Source organism: Sphingomonas sp. dw_22 (assembly GCF_018449795.1).
Lineage (GTDB): Bacteria > Pseudomonadota > Alphaproteobacteria > Sphingomonadales > Sphingomonadaceae > Sphingomonas.
In genome coordinates this window covers 37,219-53,634 of the sequence record NZ_JAAVVE010000007.1, presented here as the reverse complement: position 1 = coordinate 53,634, position 16,416 = coordinate 37,219, and the positions used below count along the sequence as shown (strand labels likewise).

The following is a 16,416-nucleotide window of genomic DNA, read 5'->3' as shown; positions in this document are numbered from 1 at the left end:
CGGACCGCTCCATGCTCGCGCAAGGGAGGACCAATGGCCGACGGAAACAGCACCACCCCGCGCTTCGCCGGGCTCGACATCTTCCGTGGGCTCGCGGTCGCGGGGATGATCGTCGTCAACACGCCGGGGAGCTGGGACTATGTTTGGTGGCCGCTCGATCATGCCGAGTGGCACGGCTTCACCCCGACCGACCTCGTCTTTCCTGCTTTCCTGTTCACAGTCGGCGTGGCGCTCGGGCTTTCCTTCCCCAAGCGGATCGATGCCGCGATCTGGCTCCGGATCGCGCGGCGGACACTGGCGCTGATCGCGATCGGCTGGGCGTTCCAGTTCCTTGTCCGTCCCGACATCGCCAACTTCCGGGTGCTCGGCGTGCTGGAGCGGATCGGGCTCTGCTATGCGCTCGCCGCAAGCCTCGCCATCCTGACCGCAAAGCGGGATACTGCTAATCGTTCGCATCTGAACGTACCGGCGATCCTGAGCACCGCGGTCGGTGCGCTGCTGCTCTATTGGGGGCTGATGACCTTGGTTCCTGTCCCCGGCTTCGGCGCGGGACAGCTCAGCCCTGAGGGCAATCTGGCCGGCTATGTCGATCGCGCCCTGCTGACCACCGCGCATATGTGGCGCGGCGGCACCGATGCGGCGGGCAATGTCGTCTATGATCCCGAGGGACTGCTTTCGACGATCCCTGCCCTCGCCAATGTGCTGTTCGGGATGCTGGCCGCAGCAATCTGGAAAGCGGCGCCCGAGCGCGCGACGGCGCGGATCGCGCTGGCTGGAGCCGCGCTGGCGCTGCTCGGCCTCGCGCTCCATCCGGTCTTCCCGCTCAACAAGAAGCTATGGACCAGCAGCTTCGCGCTGTTCACCTCCGGCCTCTCGGCGATGCTGCTCGCGCTGGCGACGATCGCCGCACGGAGGCCGGCGCTCCGCAAGCCGCTCTACCCGCTCCATGTGCTGGGGATGAATGCGATCCTGGGCTATGTCCTGTCACTGCTGATCGGCATCGCCGGGTTCAAGCTGTTCGTCGGGCGGGACACGCTCCAGGGCTGGTGCTTCGCGCATCTCCTGCAGGTGATCCTCAACCCCTGGCTCGCCTCCTTCGTCTATGCGGCGATCGTATTGCTAATCATTATCACCGCCTTGCTTCCCCTCCACCGGCGCGGCATCCATCTGCGCCTATGACGACCGAACTGCTCTTCTCCTACGGCACGCTCCAGCTTGAGAGCGTCCAGCTCTCCTCGTTCGGGCGGCTGCTCGAAGGCGAGGACGATGCGCTCCACGGCTTCGAGGCGATCGAGATCCAGATCCGCGATCCAGCCGTGCTCGATGCCAGCGGGATCGAGACACATCTCGCGCTGGTGCCCGGCGCGGGCGCGCCGATCCCCGGCAAGGTCTTCCACCTGACTCCGCAGGAGCTGGCCGCCGCCGACATCTACGAGAGCGAGAATTACCGCCGCATCGAAGCCCCCCTCGCCTCGGGCAAGCGCGCCTGGGTCTATGTGAAGGCGTAGCTCAGGCCGGATTGTGCTTCGCCAGGAACGCCTCCAGCGCCTTCAGGAACTCCAGCCGGTCGGCGCCGCGCGAGAAATGATGGTCGGCCTCGGGCTGCTCGATATAGGTCACATCCTTGCCCGCGTCCTTCAGCCGGTCGACCATCACCCGCGACTGGTTGAGCGGCACGACCCGGTCCTTCTTGCCGTGAACGAGCAGCACGGGGATCGAGAAATCCTCGGCATGATAGAGCGGCGAGATCTGGCGGAAGTCCGGCGCCTGCGCCCGCAGCCAATCCTTGCGGCCCTGCGATCCCAGGAAGCTGCTGTCATAGCGGATCATGCGGTTGAGATCGGACACGCCGGCAAAGGAGACCGCGCAGCGATAGAGCTTGCCGTCGCGCTGCGCCGCCCGGAGCGCGGCATAGCCGCCATAGGAGGCGCCGACCATACATACCCGCCTGGGGTCGATCAGGCCCAGGTCGGAAAGCGCGGTCACGGCGTCGTTCAGGTCGTCCTGCATCGCCAGGCCCCATTGCCCCTCGCCCCGGGCGGTGAACGCCGTGCCATAGCCCGAGGAGCCGCGATAATTGGGCTGCACCACCGCATAGCCGCGATCGGCGAGGAACTGGGTCCACCAGTCCCATTCCTCGGTATCGCGGGCGAAGGGGCCGCCATGCGGCATCACGATCAGCGGCAGCCTGCCCGACTTGCCCTTCGGCATCGTCACCACCGCGGAAATCTCCAGCCCGTCGCGTGCCTTGTAGCGGATCGTGCGCACCGGGTGCATCAGCTTGAGGCCGATCGTGCTGTTGCCGGTGCTCAGCCGCGTCATCGAGCCATCGGCCTGGCGATAGAGGAAATAGGCGCCGGGTGCGCTCGGCCCGCCGGCATGGACCACGGCGACCGAACGGTCCTTGTTCAGCGAGACGATACGCGCGTCGCCGCCCTTGATCGTGGCGGCGACGGCCTTCTGCATCGCCTCCATCGCCGGATCGGTCCAGCGGATCGCCGGCCTGTCCTCGTCGACGCGCACGCCCAGATAGCCGGCGCCGGTGCCGTCGGAGACCAGGCCGCCGATGTCATGGCCCTTGCTGGCGAAAAGCTGCTTGCCGCGCGTCATGGTGGCGAGATCGAGCTCGTACAGCGCCGAATAGCCCTGCTCGTCGTCGGAGACCACCAGCGCCTTGTTCGGCTCGTTCAGGAACAGGGCAGGCACGGTCAGCCCCTCCCGAAAGCCCTTGGCGCGATCGATGACATGGAAGCTCGATCGCGCATCCTCGCGATAGACGACGCGCCGCGTGCGCCCGTCGAGCGTTCCGCCCACGCCCATCCGCACGATGCCCTGCGCATCGGCATACCAGCTGAACACGCCCTCCCGGCCGGTCATCACCAATTTCCGCTTGCCGGTCGCGATGTTGACTTCCTCGACCTGCGGCCAGAAGCCCGGTTCGTTCGAATAGATCGACGTCTGCGATGCCATCAGCACGCGCGGCGAACCGTCGTTCGCGGTCCAGATCAGGTCGTCGGCATCCTGCCCGGCATCGCGATTGGTGATGTTCACGAAATGGCCGTCCCTGGCGCTCACGCTCACCGCACGGGACACATACCATTTGTCGCCCTCGACCGGGGTAAGCTGGCCGACCCCGACCACCAGCCATTCGTCATTCACCCATTCCCACCAGTTCAGGTCCATCTCGTTGAGGCCGATCACGATCGGCTTCGATCCGTCGAGCGGGATCACGGCGAAATATTGCGTGCCGCCAACGGCGATCTTGGCAGCGAGCAGCTTGCCGTCGGGCGACAATTGGGGGGATTCGACCGCGGGCACTTCGGCGAACACCGCCGTATCGAGCGGCGCAGGCACCGTCTTCTTCGCCGGCACTTCCTGCTGTGCCTGCGCACCCATGGAAAGCACGGCAGCGATCACGCCCGCGACGCGCAGGCCGATTCCCCAATACTTCATTCTTCCCCCCAGGGATTCGCAATGACTTGAGCCCCGATGCTCGATTCTGTCGCGTTTCGATCTGCGCCGCAAGCGCCTGTTCGGTTGCCCCTTCGGGCCTGCATGGCTATCCCCACCCCCATGAAGCTCATCATCGGCAACAAGGCCTATTCGTCCTGGTCGCTGCGCGGCTGGCTGGCCTGCAAGCAATCCGGCCTTCCCTTCGAGGAAGCGGTCGTCCCGCTCTACGACCAGGATTGGGACAGGCGCCGCGAAGGCGACGAGTTCGCCCCGTCCTCGGGCAAGGTGCCGATCCTGTGGGACGGCGAGGCAGTGGTGTGGGACAGCCTGGCGATCGTCGAATATCTGAACGACAAGACCGGCAACACCCGCTTCTGGCCCAAGGACGATGCCGCCCGCGCCATGGCGCGATCGATGGCGGCGGAGATGCATTCGAGCTTCGCGGCGCTGCGCCGCAAGCACAGCATGAACATCCGCCAGGTCTATCCGCCCAAGACCCCCGATGCCGACGTGCTCCAGGATCTGTCGCGGATCATGGAGCTATGGGCACAGGCCCGCGCGCGCTTCGGCGGCGAAGGCGAGTTCCTGTTCGGCGCGTTCGGCGCGGTCGACATCATGTTCGCGCCGGTGGTGACGCGGATCGTCACCTATTCGCTGCCCGTGCCCCGCTTCGCCCAGGCCTATATGCTGGCGGTGCTCCAGCACCCCTTCCTCCAGGACTGGATCGCCGGCGCGCAGGAGGAGGATTGGGTGATCGAGCAGTTCGAGATGGCGCCGGCCTGATCGGGGAAACCCGCGGAAATCCGTGGGGCCGGCCTGTGCCGGTTGACTCATTTGACTCCCCGGGAGGGTTGGTTGACTCGGATGGGGCGGTAGCGGGATGCCCTAAAGTCGCACATTCCGCGCGGGCATGCGCGAGGGCGAATGCGTGCATATTCAGGCTGTCAAAGAGCGGCCGTCGATGCTTGCAGGCGAAATCCTACATTGCAAGGCGCGCCTCGCCTCCGAAGGCATGGGATGGATCGGTATCTGGCCTTTCATTCCTCTCCCCTTGATAGGGGAGAGGATAGCGAAGCTTGGCAGCTTGCTGCCTAGCGCAGCTTGGAGAGGGGTAGAGCGGAGCGCAGCTCCGCGCGGCTGCTGCGCAGCCGCCCACCCCTCACCCAGCTCCGACTAAGGCCGCGCAAGTGCGCGACCCAAGTCTGCGCAACCAGTGCGAGGTCGGATCGCGCCCCGCGCGATCCTCGAGCATGCGGGGCATGTTCGACCTCGCACTCCCCTCAAGGGGAGAGGGAAGGTAGGGCTGCCGTCCCGAAATCAGAACTCCGAACCGTCCTTGCGGCGGAAGTCCTCCCCCGCAGGCAGGTGCATGTCGATGTCGGGATAGTGGCAGTCCGTGTCGCCCGGCCGGCCGATCGCGACGAACACGCAATCCACATCGCTGCGGTTCTGGAGGACATGGCCGTTGCCGTCGTTCTTGGGGAACGCCGCGATGTCGCCGGGGCGCATCACCGTCTCGCCATTGTCATCGACCAGCACCGCCTCGCCGGCCAGCATCACCACGCATTCGTCCTCGCCCTCATGCCAATGGCGCTGCGACGACCAGGCGCCGGGCTTGAGCGTCACATGGGTCACCCCGAAGTCGCTCAGGCCGTTCGCCGGCCCCAGCCGGCGATACCAGCGCCCCTGCACCGGCCCGGCATAATGCGGCGGATAGCCGGTCGCATTGGTCTGCGGGATTGTATCGAGATCGAGCTTGGGCAATGCCGCCTCCACGGATTGATGGAGATAATGTGCCCGACGTCGTCGAACTCACCAAGGCGCTGATCGCCGCCGAGAGCATAACGCCCGCACGCGGGGAAGTGTTCGACGTGCTGGAGGCCGCGCTGCTGCCGCTGGGCTTTCGCGTCGAGCGCTTCGTCGAGGGCGAGGCGCCGGACGGGCCGGTCGAGAATCTGCTCGCGGTGCGCGGGGACAGCGGCCCGCATCTCGCCTTTGCCGGGCATCTCGACGTCGTGCCGCCGGGTGCCGGCTGGACCAGCGGCGCCTTCGCGCCCGAGATCCGCGGCGACCTGCTCTATGGGCGCGGCGCGGTGGACATGAAGGGATCGATCGCCGCCTTCGTCGCCGCGCTCGCATCCGCGCCCGCCAAGGGCATTGTCAGCCTGATCATCACCGGCGATGAGGAAGGCCCCGCCACCTATGGCACGCCGCGCCTGATCGAGCGCATGGCCGAGCGCGGCGTGCAGCCCGACATGTGCGTGGTCGGCGAGCCGAGCTCCGCCCACCGGCTGGGCGACACGATCAAGATCGGGCGGCGCGGCTCGACGGTGATCGACGTGGCGGTGATCGGGCAGCAGGGCCATGTCGCCTATCCGCACCTCGCCGACAATCCGGTGCCGCGCCTGATCCGCGCATTGGCCGAGATCGATGCGATCGAACTCGATACCGGCAATGCCTGGTTCCAGCCTTCGAACATCGAGGTCATCGATCTCGCGGTGGGCAATCCCGCGACCAACGTCATTCCGGGGCGCGCGGCGGCGCGGATCAGCATCCGCTTCAACGACATGCAGCGCGGCCCCGACCTGATCGCACGCATCGAGGCGATCGTGCGCCGCCATGCCCCGAACGCCGAGGTGAAGGGCCGCGTCTATGGCGAGGCGTTCCTGACCGAGCCGGGCGCGCTTTCCACGCTGGTCTCCGGCGCCGTCGAGGCGGTGCTGGGCATCACGCCCGAGCTTTCCACCACGGGCGGCACTTCCGACGCGCGCTTCCTCTCGCGGGTCTGCCCGGTGGTCGAGTTCGGGCTGGTCAATGCGACGATGCACAAGCTGGACGAAGCGGTGGCGGTGGCGGACCTGCGGGCGCTGGCGGAGGTCTATGCCGAGGTGTTGCGGCGGGCGCTCAGGATACCGCGCGCCTAGGCTCGACGGCACGCGCCCAGGCGAGGAAATCGTCCTCGGCCATCGGCTGGGCGATAGCATAGCCCTGGAGCACGTCGCAGCCGATCACGCGGAGCACCGCGGCCTGCGCGTCGCTCTCGATCCCCTCGGCCACCACTTCGCAGCCCAGGCCATGGATCAGCCCGATCACCGCCTGCGCGATCGTGCGCGCCTCGGGGTTCACCGCGACATGCTCGATCACGCTGCGATCGAGCTTGACCCGATCGATCGGCAAGTCGCGCAGCCGCGCCAGGTTCGAATAGCCGGTGCCGAAATCGTCGATCGCCACGCTCGCGCCATCGGCCCGGAGCGTCGCCACCGCCTCCAGCACTTCCTCGGAGCAATGCATCGCCAGCGTCTCGCTGAGCTCCAGCTCGAGCAGGTTGGCCGGCGCTTTGGCCGCCATCATCGCCTCGCGGAGGCGGCGGAAGAAGGTGACGTGATCGATCTCGCGCGGACTGATGTTGACCGTCAGCCGCTGCCGGATGCCGAGCCGCGCCCAGCGCGAGATCGTCTCCGCGACGCTGGTGACCACCCATTCGCCGATCTCGACGATCAGGCCGGTCTCCTCGGCGCGGCGGATGAAGGTGGCGGGCAGCTTGAGGCCGTCCGGGTGGCGCCAGCGCAGCAGCGCCTCGGCGGCGACGATGCGGCCGTCGCTCGCCGCTACCTGGGGCTGGAAGACCAGGGTGAACTGGCCCTTCTCCACCGCCACGCGCAGATCGCTTTCGAGCCGGGCGCGATCGGCCATCTCGGTGGCGAGCAGCTCGGTGAAATGCTCCACGCGGCCGCGGCCCTGCCCCTTGGCGTGATACATGGCGGCATCGGCGGCGCGCATCATGTCGTGCAGCGTCGTGCCGTGCTCGGGGCGCCGGGCAATGCCCACCGAGGCGCCGATCGAGACTTCCTGATCGGCCAGGTCGAAGGGTTCGGAGAGCGCGAACAGGATGCCGCGGCCGATCCGGTCGGCCTCGCGCAGGTCGCGCAGATCGGGGAAGAACATCGTGAACTCGTCGCCGGCCAGCCGCCCGATCAACGGCGGGCGGACGTCCCCCTCGGCGGCGAACCGGTCGGCCACCGCGCGCAGCCGATTGGCGACCATGCCCAGCAGCACGTCGCCGGTGGCATGGCCGAGCGTGTCGTTGACCGACTTGAAGCGATCGAGATCGATGAAATAGAGCACCGCGGTCACGCCCTGGGGCAGATCGACCAGCACCCGCTCGACGGTGCGGCGGAAATTGGTGCGGTTGGCGAGGCCGGTCACCGGATCGAACATCGCCAGCCGCTGGACGCTTTCCAGATTGGCGTGGAGCTGGTGGAACAGCCCGTCCATCGCATGGGCGAGCGCGGGGACCGACTGGCGCACTTCGTCGGGAACTTCGCTTTGCAGGTCGCCATTGGCCGCGGTGGTGAGGCGATCGATCGCCGCGTCGATCGCGCCGGCGGTCGAGGCGATGGTGCGTTCGGCCGACGCCCAGCACATCACGCCGCAGACGATCGAGACGATCAGCGCGCGGCCGGCACTCTCGACCGTGATCTGCATCGGCTCGGCGACAGCCGTCAGCGCGAGGATGAACGCCACCGCTCCGGCGCATATCGCGAAGGCGATTGCGCGACTTTTGAGCGAAATGCCTTCCACCTGCGACTCTGTCCCCAAACCACCGTTACCGGGCGCCCCCGCCCGGGTTCAGAAGGTCAGGATGCTGGCAGAGAGAGGTTAAGAAATTCGCTGTGGTGCAGGTTTCGGACGGCGCAGCACGATATAGAGCGCGCCCGTTCCGCCATGCCTGGGATGCGCGGCGCGCACCGCCGCGATCCGATCGGCATGGCGCGAGGAGGCGAGCCAATCGCCCACCGCCGCGCGAATCGCGCCGCGGGCGTGGGGGCGCTCCGATTCGGGCCGGGGCGGCTTGCCGGTGATGAGCAGCAGCACCCGGTCTCCCCGCGCGATCGCCTGGGCGAGGCCGAAATCCAGGCGGTCATAGGCAGAGGCGAGATTGTGGCCGTGCAGGTCGATCGCGCTCTCGGGCGAGACCAGGCCGCGCGACAGGCGGCGGTCCCAGGAGCCGTCGAGGGTGTTGCTCTCCTCCCTGCGGGCGGGGAGAGGCTGGATGCGAGCGGCGGGAGGCTTGGTAAGGCGCATCGCCGGCTTCGGCGGTGCGGGAACGGACTGCGCCTGCTCCTCCGCCTTGGCCGCCGCGACCGGCTTTTCGGGCGGAGGCGCCTTGGCGGGCCTCAGCGGCGTCACCGTGGCGATCACCCGCTTCCACAGCGCCGCTTCCTCGGGCGCCAGCGTGCGGCGCCCGTGGCCGCTCACGGATTTGCGGGAGCGAGAACTGGCACAGCGAGCCGGGCCAGCGTGCCCTTGGGCAGCAGCAGCCAGGCCGTGCCGCGCGCGGACATGCCGCCGGCGATCGCGCGCGCATCCTCGCCCGCGCCCCAGAAGGTGTCGATGCGGTTCGGCCCCTTGATCGCGCCGCCGGTATCCTGGGCGATCCACAGGCCGGTCGCGTCGGTGCGGTCCATCGAGAGGAACACGGGCGCGCCGAGCGGCACGAACTTCGGATCGGCGGCGGCGCTCACCCAGCCGGTCACCGGATGGCCCATCGCGCCCAGCGGGCCCGCGCCGGTCAGCTCCTTGAAGAACACGAAGCTCTTGTTCTCGCGCATGATCGCCGCCCCTTCCTCGGGGTGGTCGCGCAGATAGCCCATGATGCCCTGCATCGATGCCTGGCCGGGGCCAAGCAGCCCGCGGTCGCGCATCAGCTTGCCGATGCCGGTATAGTCGCGGCCGTTCTGCCCAGCATAGCCGATCCGCATCACGCCGCCGTCGGGCAGGTGCAGCCGGCCCGAGCCCTGGACCTGGAGGAAGAAGATCTCGACCGGATCGGCCGCCCAGGCGATCACCGGGGCATGGCTCGCAAGCGCGCCGGCCTCGATCTCGCCGCGATCGAAATAGGGCACGAAGCTCTTGGCCTTCACCCGGCCGCGGATGCGCTTGCCCTTCAGGTCGTCGGAAAACAGGCCGAGATCGACTTCGATCAGATCGTCGGGAACGCCGTAGATCGGCACTTCATAGCCATGCCGGCGATCGCGCGACCCGGCGATCTCGGGCTCGTAATAGCCGGTGGCGAAGGCTTGGCCGTCGGCGACCTGCACCGTCTCGAACCAGCGCGCGAAGAAGGCGGGCGCATCGCGCGACGGCCAACTCGCGGCGGCGGCGCAGGCATCGGCCCAGTCGGCGCCGCGCGTCAGGCCGGTCGCATCGGTGCGGCGCTGGAGCGTGGGGCAGGAGATGCGGAAGGCCGCCAGCGCGCGCTCGGCGCCCTGCTGGGTGATAGGCAGCGTATCGACGGCAGGTCCGGGGAGCAGCCCCGCGCCGGCGGCGGTCGTCACGCCGGTGGGCATGGCGGGCGCCGGAGCGGGCGGGAGCGGGATTGCCGGGGTCGGCTGGCGCGCGGGCAGGTTGGCCGGGGTTTCGGGAAGCGCGGCGGGCCGGGTGGCCCTGGGCGCCTCCGTTTCGCGCGGTGCCGGCGCGGGTCTCTGCCCCGGGGAAGGCGGAACGATGCCGCTCGAACATGCGCCCAGAAGCGCCGCGAGCGCCACCCCTCCCCAGATCCGCATCATGCCTCTCAGGCTTCGTCGGTTTCGACGAGCTTCCAGTTGGGATCGTCGCTGCGCAGGTTGCGCGCGAAGGTCCAGATGTCGTGCGTCTCGACCGCGTCGGTGAGCGAGCCGGCGACGACATTGCCGTCCTGATCGCGCGTCACCGCCGCGATATCGGCATCGAAGCGCACCACGATCCGCGCGACGCGCCCCTCGACCGAGGCTTCGGAGATGACCGCGCGCTCGATCGCGACCAGCCGGTTCTCCAGCACATGGCCCGCCGCCTTGCGATCGGCGATCGCCTGGAGGAAGCCGGCGCGGACATCGTCCTCGACCAGCCAGCCCAGCGTCTCCTCATCGCCCTTCCAATAGGCTTCGAGGATCATCTTGTAGGCGGACTTGGCGCCTTCGACGAACTGCGCCACGTCGAAGCTCGAATCGGCGTTGACCACGGCGCGCAGGCCCGTCTCGGCGCCCGCCTCGATCGTGCGGTTGCCGGTCTCGCGGACTTCGGGGACGACATCGATGGTGCGCGGCATCGGCGCGGCGGCGAGGCGCTCCTCCGCCGGCTTCGGCAGCGCCTGCTCATGGCCGGTGCGCTTGCCGAGCACCGTATAGAGCCTGAGCGCCAGAAAGCCTGCCACCATCGCGAAAAGAATGACGTAGAACACCGCGCCTCCAAAAGCCCGGTACGGGCTACACTCTTGCAGACCTACATAAGCCCTCCCGCCCCGGGATTCAAATCGGGAGACTTACCCACCGATTGCACGGCTGGCGCCTGCCTGCTAGGCGCGCGGCGTACTTAACGCGCCTGATGCGCGAAACTTTCCAGAATAAGAGGAAACTTCTGATGGCAGAGAACGACACCGCCGAATTCGGCGAGCCCCTGGCGAACGGCGAAGACACCGCCCCGCAGGCCGGCGTGCTGTCGCAATATGTGAAGGATTTCTCGTTCGAGAACCCGAATTCGCCCGCCATCTACCAGGCGCAGACCCCGCCGGCGATCGACGTGCAGTTCAACATCGGCTCGGGCAAGATCGCCGACGACGTGTTCGAAGTCGTGCTGAAGATCGAAGTCCGCGCCCAGGCCGGCGATCAGGTCGCGTTCCTGGTCGACCTTTCCTATGCTGGCCTGTTCGGCCTGCGCAACATTCCGCAGGACCAGCTCGACGCCTTCCTGCTCGGCGAAGCGCCGCGCATCCTGTTCCCCTTCGCCCGCCGCGTGCTGGCCGATGCCGTGCGCGACGGCGGCTTCCCGCCGCTGATGCTCGAGCCGATCGATTTCGGCGGCATCTACCTCCAGCAGCGCGCGCAGCAGGCCCTCGCCGAGGGGCAGGAAGCCGGTCACGCTTGAGGATCGGGGAACGGATGCACGATGCCGCCGTTCCCCGCCCCTTTTGACGCACTAGTGCCGCGATGAAGCTCGCCCGCGCTCTGGGTTCGGTCGGCGGCCTGACGCTCGCCAGCCGCGTGCTGGCGCTGGTCCGCGATTCGCTCCAGGCGCGCTATGTCGGCGCCAATTTCGCGTCCGACGCCTTTCTGGTCGCCTTCCGCCTGCCGAACATGTTCCGCTCCTTCTTCGCGGAAGGGGCCTTCGCATCGGCGTTCATCCCGATGTTCAACCGCAAGCTGGGCGAGACGGGCGAGCGCGGCCCCGCTTTCGATTTCGCCGAACGGACGCTGGCGGTGCTGTTCGCCTTCCTGGCCGCGATGACCGTCGTCATGCTCGTCGCCGCATGGCCGCTCACCGCCTTTCTCTCGGGCGGCTTCGCCCGGCAGCATCCGAGCCATGAGCAATTCGCCTTCGCGGTGGAGCTCAGCCGGATCACCATTCCCTATCTGATGCTGATCTGCCTCGCCTCGCTGCTGGGCGGCATCCTCAATTCGCTCGACAAATTCTGGGTGAATGCCGCGGCGCCGATCCTGCTCAACATCGCGATGGTGGCGGCGCTCTTCTTCTTCAACGGCACCCCCTATGAGACCGCGCGGGCGCAGGCGATCGCGGTGCCGCTGGGCGGGCTGCTCCAGCTCGGCTGGCTGGCGGCGGCCTGCCGCGCATCGGGCGTGTCGCTCCGGCCCCGCCTGCCCCGGCTCGATCCGGAAGTGCGGCAGCTCATGAAGCTCATCCTGCCCGCCGCCGTGGGCGCCGGGGCGGTGCAGCTCAACCTCGTCATCTCGACCGCGCTTTCGGGCTATCTGCTCGACGCGGGCTCGATCTCGTACATCTATTATGCCGACCGGCTGAACCAGTTGCCGCTGGGCATGATCGGCATCGGGCTCGGCACGATCCTGCTCCCCACCATCTCCCGCCTGCTCGGCAAGGGCGCCGAGGCCGAGGCGATGGAGACGCAGAACCGGGGCATGGAGCTGGCGCTGTTCCTCACGCTGCCGGCGATGGTCGCGCTGGTCGTCGCGGCCGAGCCGATCGTGCGCGGCCTGTTCCAGTACGGCCATTTCACGCCCACCGACACGGTGAAATGCGCCTGGGCGCTCGCCGGCTTCTCGATCGGGCTGCCCGCCTATGTGCTCGTGAAGGTGCTGACGCCGGGCTATTATGCGCGGCAGGATACCAAGACGCCGGTGCGCTACGCGATCATCTCGGTAGGGGTGAACATCGCGTGCAACCTCGCGCTGATCCCGCTGATCGGCCATGTCGGCCCGCCGCTGGCGACGGCGATCTCATCGAGCGTCAACACCTTCATGCTCTATCGCACGCTGCGCGCGCGCGGCCATTTCGTTGCCGACGCCCAGTTGAAGCGCCGCCTGCCCCGCCTCGCGCTCGCCGCGCTGCTGATGGGCGTGGCGCTCTATGGGTTCGACTGGCTGCTCGATCCGTGGCTGAACGGCCATATCGTCGCGCGTTATGGCGCGCTGATCGTGCTGGTGGGCGCGGGTTGCGCGATCTATGCGATCGCCTGCTTCGTGACGCGCGCCTTCCTGATTTCGGACCTCAAGGCGCTGGTGCGGCGGCGGGCGGCACGCTAGGGAGCCGCGTCCCTGACATCGCTACGCGGCTGCGCCCCCGCCGTCTCGGACCCGCGGCCCGTCCAAAGGCCGAACGGTCAATCCGGGCGCGGAGTAAGCTATCATGCGCGTCGTTTCCGGCATCCAGACCACCGGCAATCTCCACCTCGGCAATTATCTGGGGGCGATCAAGCAGTGGGTGGCGATGCAGGATCAGAGCGAATGCCTGTTCTTCCTCGCCGATCTCCATGCGCTGACCGGCAATATCTCGCCTGCGGAGCTCGCCAATTCGACGATCGAGATGGCAGCGACGCTGCTCGCCTCGGGCATCGACGATCGCTCGGTGCTGTTCAACCAGGCGCGCGTCCCCGCCCATGCCGAATTGTGCTGGATCCTTCAGGGCACCGCGCGGATGGGCTGGCTCAACCGCATGACCCAGTGGAAGGACAAGGCCGGCAAGAACCGCGAGGGCGCGAGCGTCGGGCTCTTCACCTATCCGGTGCTCCAGGCGGCCGATATCCTGGTTTATCAGGCGACGCATGTCCCGGTGGGCGAGGACCAGAAGCAGCATCTGGAGCTGGCGCGCGACGTCGCGGCCAAGTTCAACACCGATTTCGGCGTGGACCTCTTTCCCCTGCCCGAGCCGTTCATCTCGAAGGCCGCGCCGCGGATCATGTCCTTGCGCGACGGCAGCGCGAAGATGTCCAAGTCCGATCCTTCGGACCTGTCGCGGGTCAACCTGATCGACGATGACGACACGATCGCCGCCAAGTTCCGCAAGGCCAAGACCGATCCCGAGCCGCTGCCCGATTCGTTCGATGCGCTGGCCGAGCGGGCCGAGGCGCGCAACCTGGTGACGATCTATGCCGCGCTCGCGGACGTGGAGCCGCAGGCGGTGGTTTCGCAGTTCGCGGGGCAAGGCTTCGGCGCGTTCAAGCCGGCGCTGGCGGACCTCGCCATCTCGGTGCTGGCTCCGATCCGCGAGCGGCTGACCCGGCTGCTCGACGATCGCGCCGAAGTGGGCGCCCAGCTCGCCAAGGGCGCCGCGCGCGCCAACGCACTGGCCGAGCCGACGCTGCGGGCGGCGCAGCAGGCGGTGGGGTTGCAGGTCTGAAAGCCGTCGCGTCGTCACGGCGTTGCGCGAGGAAAATGGTTCGCGCAACGCCGTGACGACGCGACGATTTTCGGGAAATGCCTGCGGTACGAATCGGCGCCGATAAAATCTTGGGGTGGAGGGCTGACCCTTAAAGCGCCCCGCTCTCGGAACACCTCCACCCCGTCCGCCCCGGGGAGGGGCGGAAATCTGCCGTATCAGCCCTCCAACGTGCGCATCAGCGCCCGGACGGCCCCGTCGATCTCGACATCCTTGCCGCGCAGATCCTCGATCCGCTTGACCGCGTGGATCACGGTCGAATGGTCGCGATTGCCGAACTTGCGGCCGATCTCGGGCAGCGATCGCGTGGTCAGGCGCTTCGCCAGATACATCGCGATCTGGCGCGGCCGGGCGATCGCCACCGCGCGGCGCTCGGAGATCAGGTCGATCTGCTTCACTTCGAAATGCGCCGAGACCGCGCGCTGGATCTCGTCGATCGTGATGCGGCGCTGGCTGCTGCGCAGCACCTCGCCCAGCACCGTCGTCGCGAAATCGATCGTGATCGTCTCGTTCGACAGGTTCGCATAGGCGAGCAGCCGGTTGAGCGCGCCTTCGAGCTCGCGGACGTTCGAGGTGATCCGCGCCGCCAGCAGGTCCGCCACTTCGGCGGGCATGTCGACCGCGGGCATGTCCTCCAGCTTGCGGGCGATGATCGCGCGGCGCAGCTCCAGCTCGGCCGGCTTGATGTCCGCCACCAGCCCCGAGCCCAGCCGGCCCGCGAGCCGCGTCTCGAAGCCCTCGAGCGCCTGGGGCGCGCGATCGGCGGCGACCACCAGCCGCTTGCCCGAGCCCATGAACTCGTTGACGGTGTGGAAGAATTCCTCCTGCGTCGCGTCCTTGCCGCCGATGAACTGGAGATCGTCGATCATCAGCAGGTCGACCGAGCGCAGCCGCGTCTTGAAGGCGTGGGTATCCTTGTTGCGCAGCGCCTGGACGAACTCGAACATGAAGCGCTCGCCGGTCGAATAGATCGCGGTGGCGTGCGGATTGGCTGCGAGGAACGCATGGCCGATCGCGTGCATCAGGTGCGTCTTGCCCTGGCCGGTGCTCGCATGGAGATAGAGCGGGCTGAAGCGCGGGCTGCCCGGCTCGGCCACGGTCATCGCAGCGTTGAACGCCACGCGGTTGCTCGCATCGACGACGAATCGATCGAAGGTGAAGCGCGGATCGAAGCTGGGGCGCTCGGCCGGAGTCGCGATGTTTGCGGCGGCCGGGCGCGGCTCCGCCTTGAGCACGGCCGGCGCCTCCGTCACCGTCTCGATCGAGACGGTGCGGATCGCCGGCAGTACGGCGCGGAATTCGAGCAGCAGGCGCTCGGCATAGTGATTCTTCACCCACTGCGTCATGAACGCGGAAGGCAGGCCCAGACGGACGGTGCTCGAATCCTTCTCCTCGATGAGGACGACCGGCTTCAGCCACTGATCGAACAGGCGCTGGCCCGCAGAGCGGCGCAGATTGCCCCGCACATGCGACCACGCCTTTGTGACTGCCTCCATCCCATCCTGCTCCAAGGCTTTTACTTGAGTCACAACGACGCAATCCTCCCTCGCGGGAAGCGTATTCCCCCCGCGCACTGTTTCGTTCCGACCTGAGGCCCCACGCAGCCGGACATTGCCCCCGGGCTGACGATCAGGCTTCGCTAAACCCGGCGGTAGAACTCGGCCGGGAGGGTTGTTTTAAGTACCGGAATTCGAGTCGAGCAAGACCCCGGCATGTAAAGATTCTGAAATAGTTTGGTTGACACGCCACGACTCAAGGAAATCCGCCATTTGCAGATTTCACCCCTTAGAAATCAACAGCTTAGCATATAAAAGCGGGCGTGAAGACACGCGACTCGTTGGGTTTCCGCGCATTGCGCGATTCATGAAGCCGCGTTTACCAAAAGAACATTTCGCGCACGCGAAAAGCCCCGCCGGAGAGAACCGACGGGGCAATCGTTACGAAAAAGTGACGATTATGCGAGAGTTGCGAGACGCTTTGTAAGCCGCGAGAACTTGCGCGAAGCCGTGTTCTTATGGAGCACGCCCTTGGCGACGCCGCGCGCCAGCTCGGGCTGCATCGCAGCCAGCGCGGCGGTCGCCGCGGTCTTGTCGCCGGCTTCGAGCGCCGACTCGGCCTTCTTGACGAAGGTGCGGATGCGGCTGACGCGCGCACCGTTAATCTCGGCACGGCGATCGTTGCGACGGATGCGCTTCTTCGCTTGCGGCGTATTCGCCATTACATCTCGTTCCTAAGCTTAATGTAGAAGGGCGCGGGACCATTGCCCACGCCCGGAAAGACGGGCCCTTTACCGCCGGA

Annotated in this window: 15 protein-coding genes; 7 read left to right on the top strand and 8 right to left on the bottom strand. The window is 67.4% G+C overall.

Features of this window, described 5'->3' with window-relative positions; all coding sequences use genetic code 11:
• Nucleotides 1-33 precede the first annotated feature (33 nt).
• Both HB724_RS05060 and HB724_RS05055 read left to right on the top strand, forming a co-directional pair.
• Entirely contained in the window at nt 34-1,179 is a 1,146-nt protein-coding gene (locus tag HB724_RS05060; RefSeq protein WP_213979821.1) for a heparan-alpha-glucosaminide N-acetyltransferase domain-containing protein, read from the top strand.
• Nucleotides 1,176-1,508, top strand: a complete 333-nt coding sequence (locus HB724_RS05055) for a gamma-glutamylcyclotransferase family protein (protein ID WP_213979820.1) — start codon at nt 1,176-1,178, stop codon at nt 1,506-1,508. Before HB724_RS05060 ends, HB724_RS05055 begins: the two co-directional genes overlap by 4 nt.
• A gap of 1 nt (nt 1,509) precedes the next feature.
• Here the strand turns inward: HB724_RS05055 and HB724_RS05050 are convergent, their stop codons facing one another.
• Complete coding sequence (locus tag HB724_RS05050; RefSeq protein WP_213979819.1) at nt 1,510-3,453, bottom strand: S9 family peptidase; 1,944 nt, start codon at nt 3,451-3,453, stop codon at nt 1,510-1,512.
• A gap of 120 nt (nt 3,454-3,573) precedes the next feature.
• On the opposite strand from HB724_RS05050, the gene HB724_RS05045 reads away from it, so the two are divergent.
• The gene (locus tag HB724_RS05045) at nt 3,574-4,236 is read left to right on the top strand and encodes a glutathione S-transferase family protein (protein ID WP_213979818.1); all 663 of its coding nucleotides are present in this window, start codon (nt 3,574-3,576) and stop codon (nt 4,234-4,236) included.
• Nucleotides 4,237-4,770: 534 nt separating this feature from the next.
• Here HB724_RS05045 and HB724_RS05040 read toward each other — a convergent pair.
• Nucleotides 4,771-5,217 (bottom strand): cupin domain-containing protein, encoded by a 447-nt coding sequence (locus tag HB724_RS05040; protein WP_213979817.1) that lies wholly within the window; start codon nt 5,215-5,217, stop codon nt 4,771-4,773.
• On the opposite strand from HB724_RS05040, the gene dapE reads away from it, so the two are divergent.
• Nucleotides 5,217-6,377, top strand: coding sequence for a succinyl-diaminopimelate desuccinylase (dapE, locus tag HB724_RS05035; protein WP_213979816.1), 1,161 nt, complete (start codon nt 5,217-5,219; stop codon nt 6,375-6,377). The two genes, HB724_RS05040 and dapE, sit on opposite strands and share 1 nt — an antisense overlap.
• Here dapE and HB724_RS05030 read toward each other — a convergent pair.
• The 4 genes from HB724_RS05030 to HB724_RS05015 form a co-directional block, all read right to left on the bottom strand.
• Nucleotides 6,358-8,034 carry an EAL domain-containing protein gene (locus HB724_RS05030; protein WP_213979815.1) on the bottom strand — a complete coding sequence of 559 codons (1,677 nt, stop codon included), beginning with the start codon at nt 8,032-8,034 and terminating at the stop codon, nt 6,358-6,360. The two genes, dapE and HB724_RS05030, sit on opposite strands and share 20 nt — an antisense overlap.
• Nucleotides 8,035-8,112: 78 nt before the next feature.
• Complete coding sequence (locus tag HB724_RS05025) at nt 8,113-8,712, bottom strand: Smr/MutS family protein (RefSeq protein ID WP_213979814.1); 600 nt, start codon at nt 8,710-8,712, stop codon at nt 8,113-8,115.
• A complete protein-coding gene (locus HB724_RS05020) occupies nt 8,709-10,022 on the bottom strand; it encodes a murein transglycosylase A (RefSeq protein WP_213979813.1) in 1,314 nt (437 codons plus the stop codon). The genes HB724_RS05025 and HB724_RS05020 overlap by 4 nt, the downstream gene beginning before the upstream one ends.
• 5 nt (nt 10,023-10,027) lie before the next feature.
• The gene (locus tag HB724_RS05015) at nt 10,028-10,672 is read right to left on the bottom strand and encodes a Tim44/TimA family putative adaptor protein (protein WP_213979812.1); all 645 of its coding nucleotides are present in this window, start codon (nt 10,670-10,672) and stop codon (nt 10,028-10,030) included.
• A 179-nt stretch (nt 10,673-10,851) separates the two neighbouring features.
• Between HB724_RS05015 and secB the strand changes: the two genes are divergently transcribed.
• From secB to trpS, 3 genes are all read left to right on the top strand, one after another.
• Entirely contained in the window at nt 10,852-11,355 is a 504-nt protein-coding gene (secB, locus tag HB724_RS05010) for a protein-export chaperone SecB (protein WP_213979811.1), read from the top strand.
• 62 nt (nt 11,356-11,417) lie between these two features.
• Entirely contained in the window at nt 11,418-12,986 is a 1,569-nt protein-coding gene (gene murJ, locus HB724_RS05005) for a murein biosynthesis integral membrane protein MurJ (protein ID WP_213979810.1), read from the top strand.
• Between the two features lie 103 nt (nt 12,987-13,089).
• On the top strand, nt 13,090-14,079 hold the full coding sequence (gene trpS, locus HB724_RS05000) for a tryptophan--tRNA ligase (RefSeq protein ID WP_213979809.1): 990 nt from the start codon (nt 13,090-13,092) through the stop codon (nt 14,077-14,079).
• A 197-nt stretch (nt 14,080-14,276) separates the two neighbouring features.
• On the opposite strand, the gene dnaA is transcribed toward trpS, so the two are convergent.
• On the bottom strand, nt 14,277-15,614 hold the full coding sequence (gene dnaA / locus HB724_RS04995; protein WP_213979808.1) for a chromosomal replication initiator protein DnaA: 1,338 nt from the start codon (nt 15,612-15,614) through the stop codon (nt 14,277-14,279).
• Between the two features lie 458 nt (nt 15,615-16,072).
• Nucleotides 16,073-16,336 (bottom strand): 30S ribosomal protein S20, encoded by a 264-nt coding sequence (gene rpsT, locus HB724_RS04990; RefSeq protein ID WP_213979807.1) that lies wholly within the window; start codon nt 16,334-16,336, stop codon nt 16,073-16,075.
• Between the last annotated feature and the right edge of the window lie 80 nt (nt 16,337-16,416).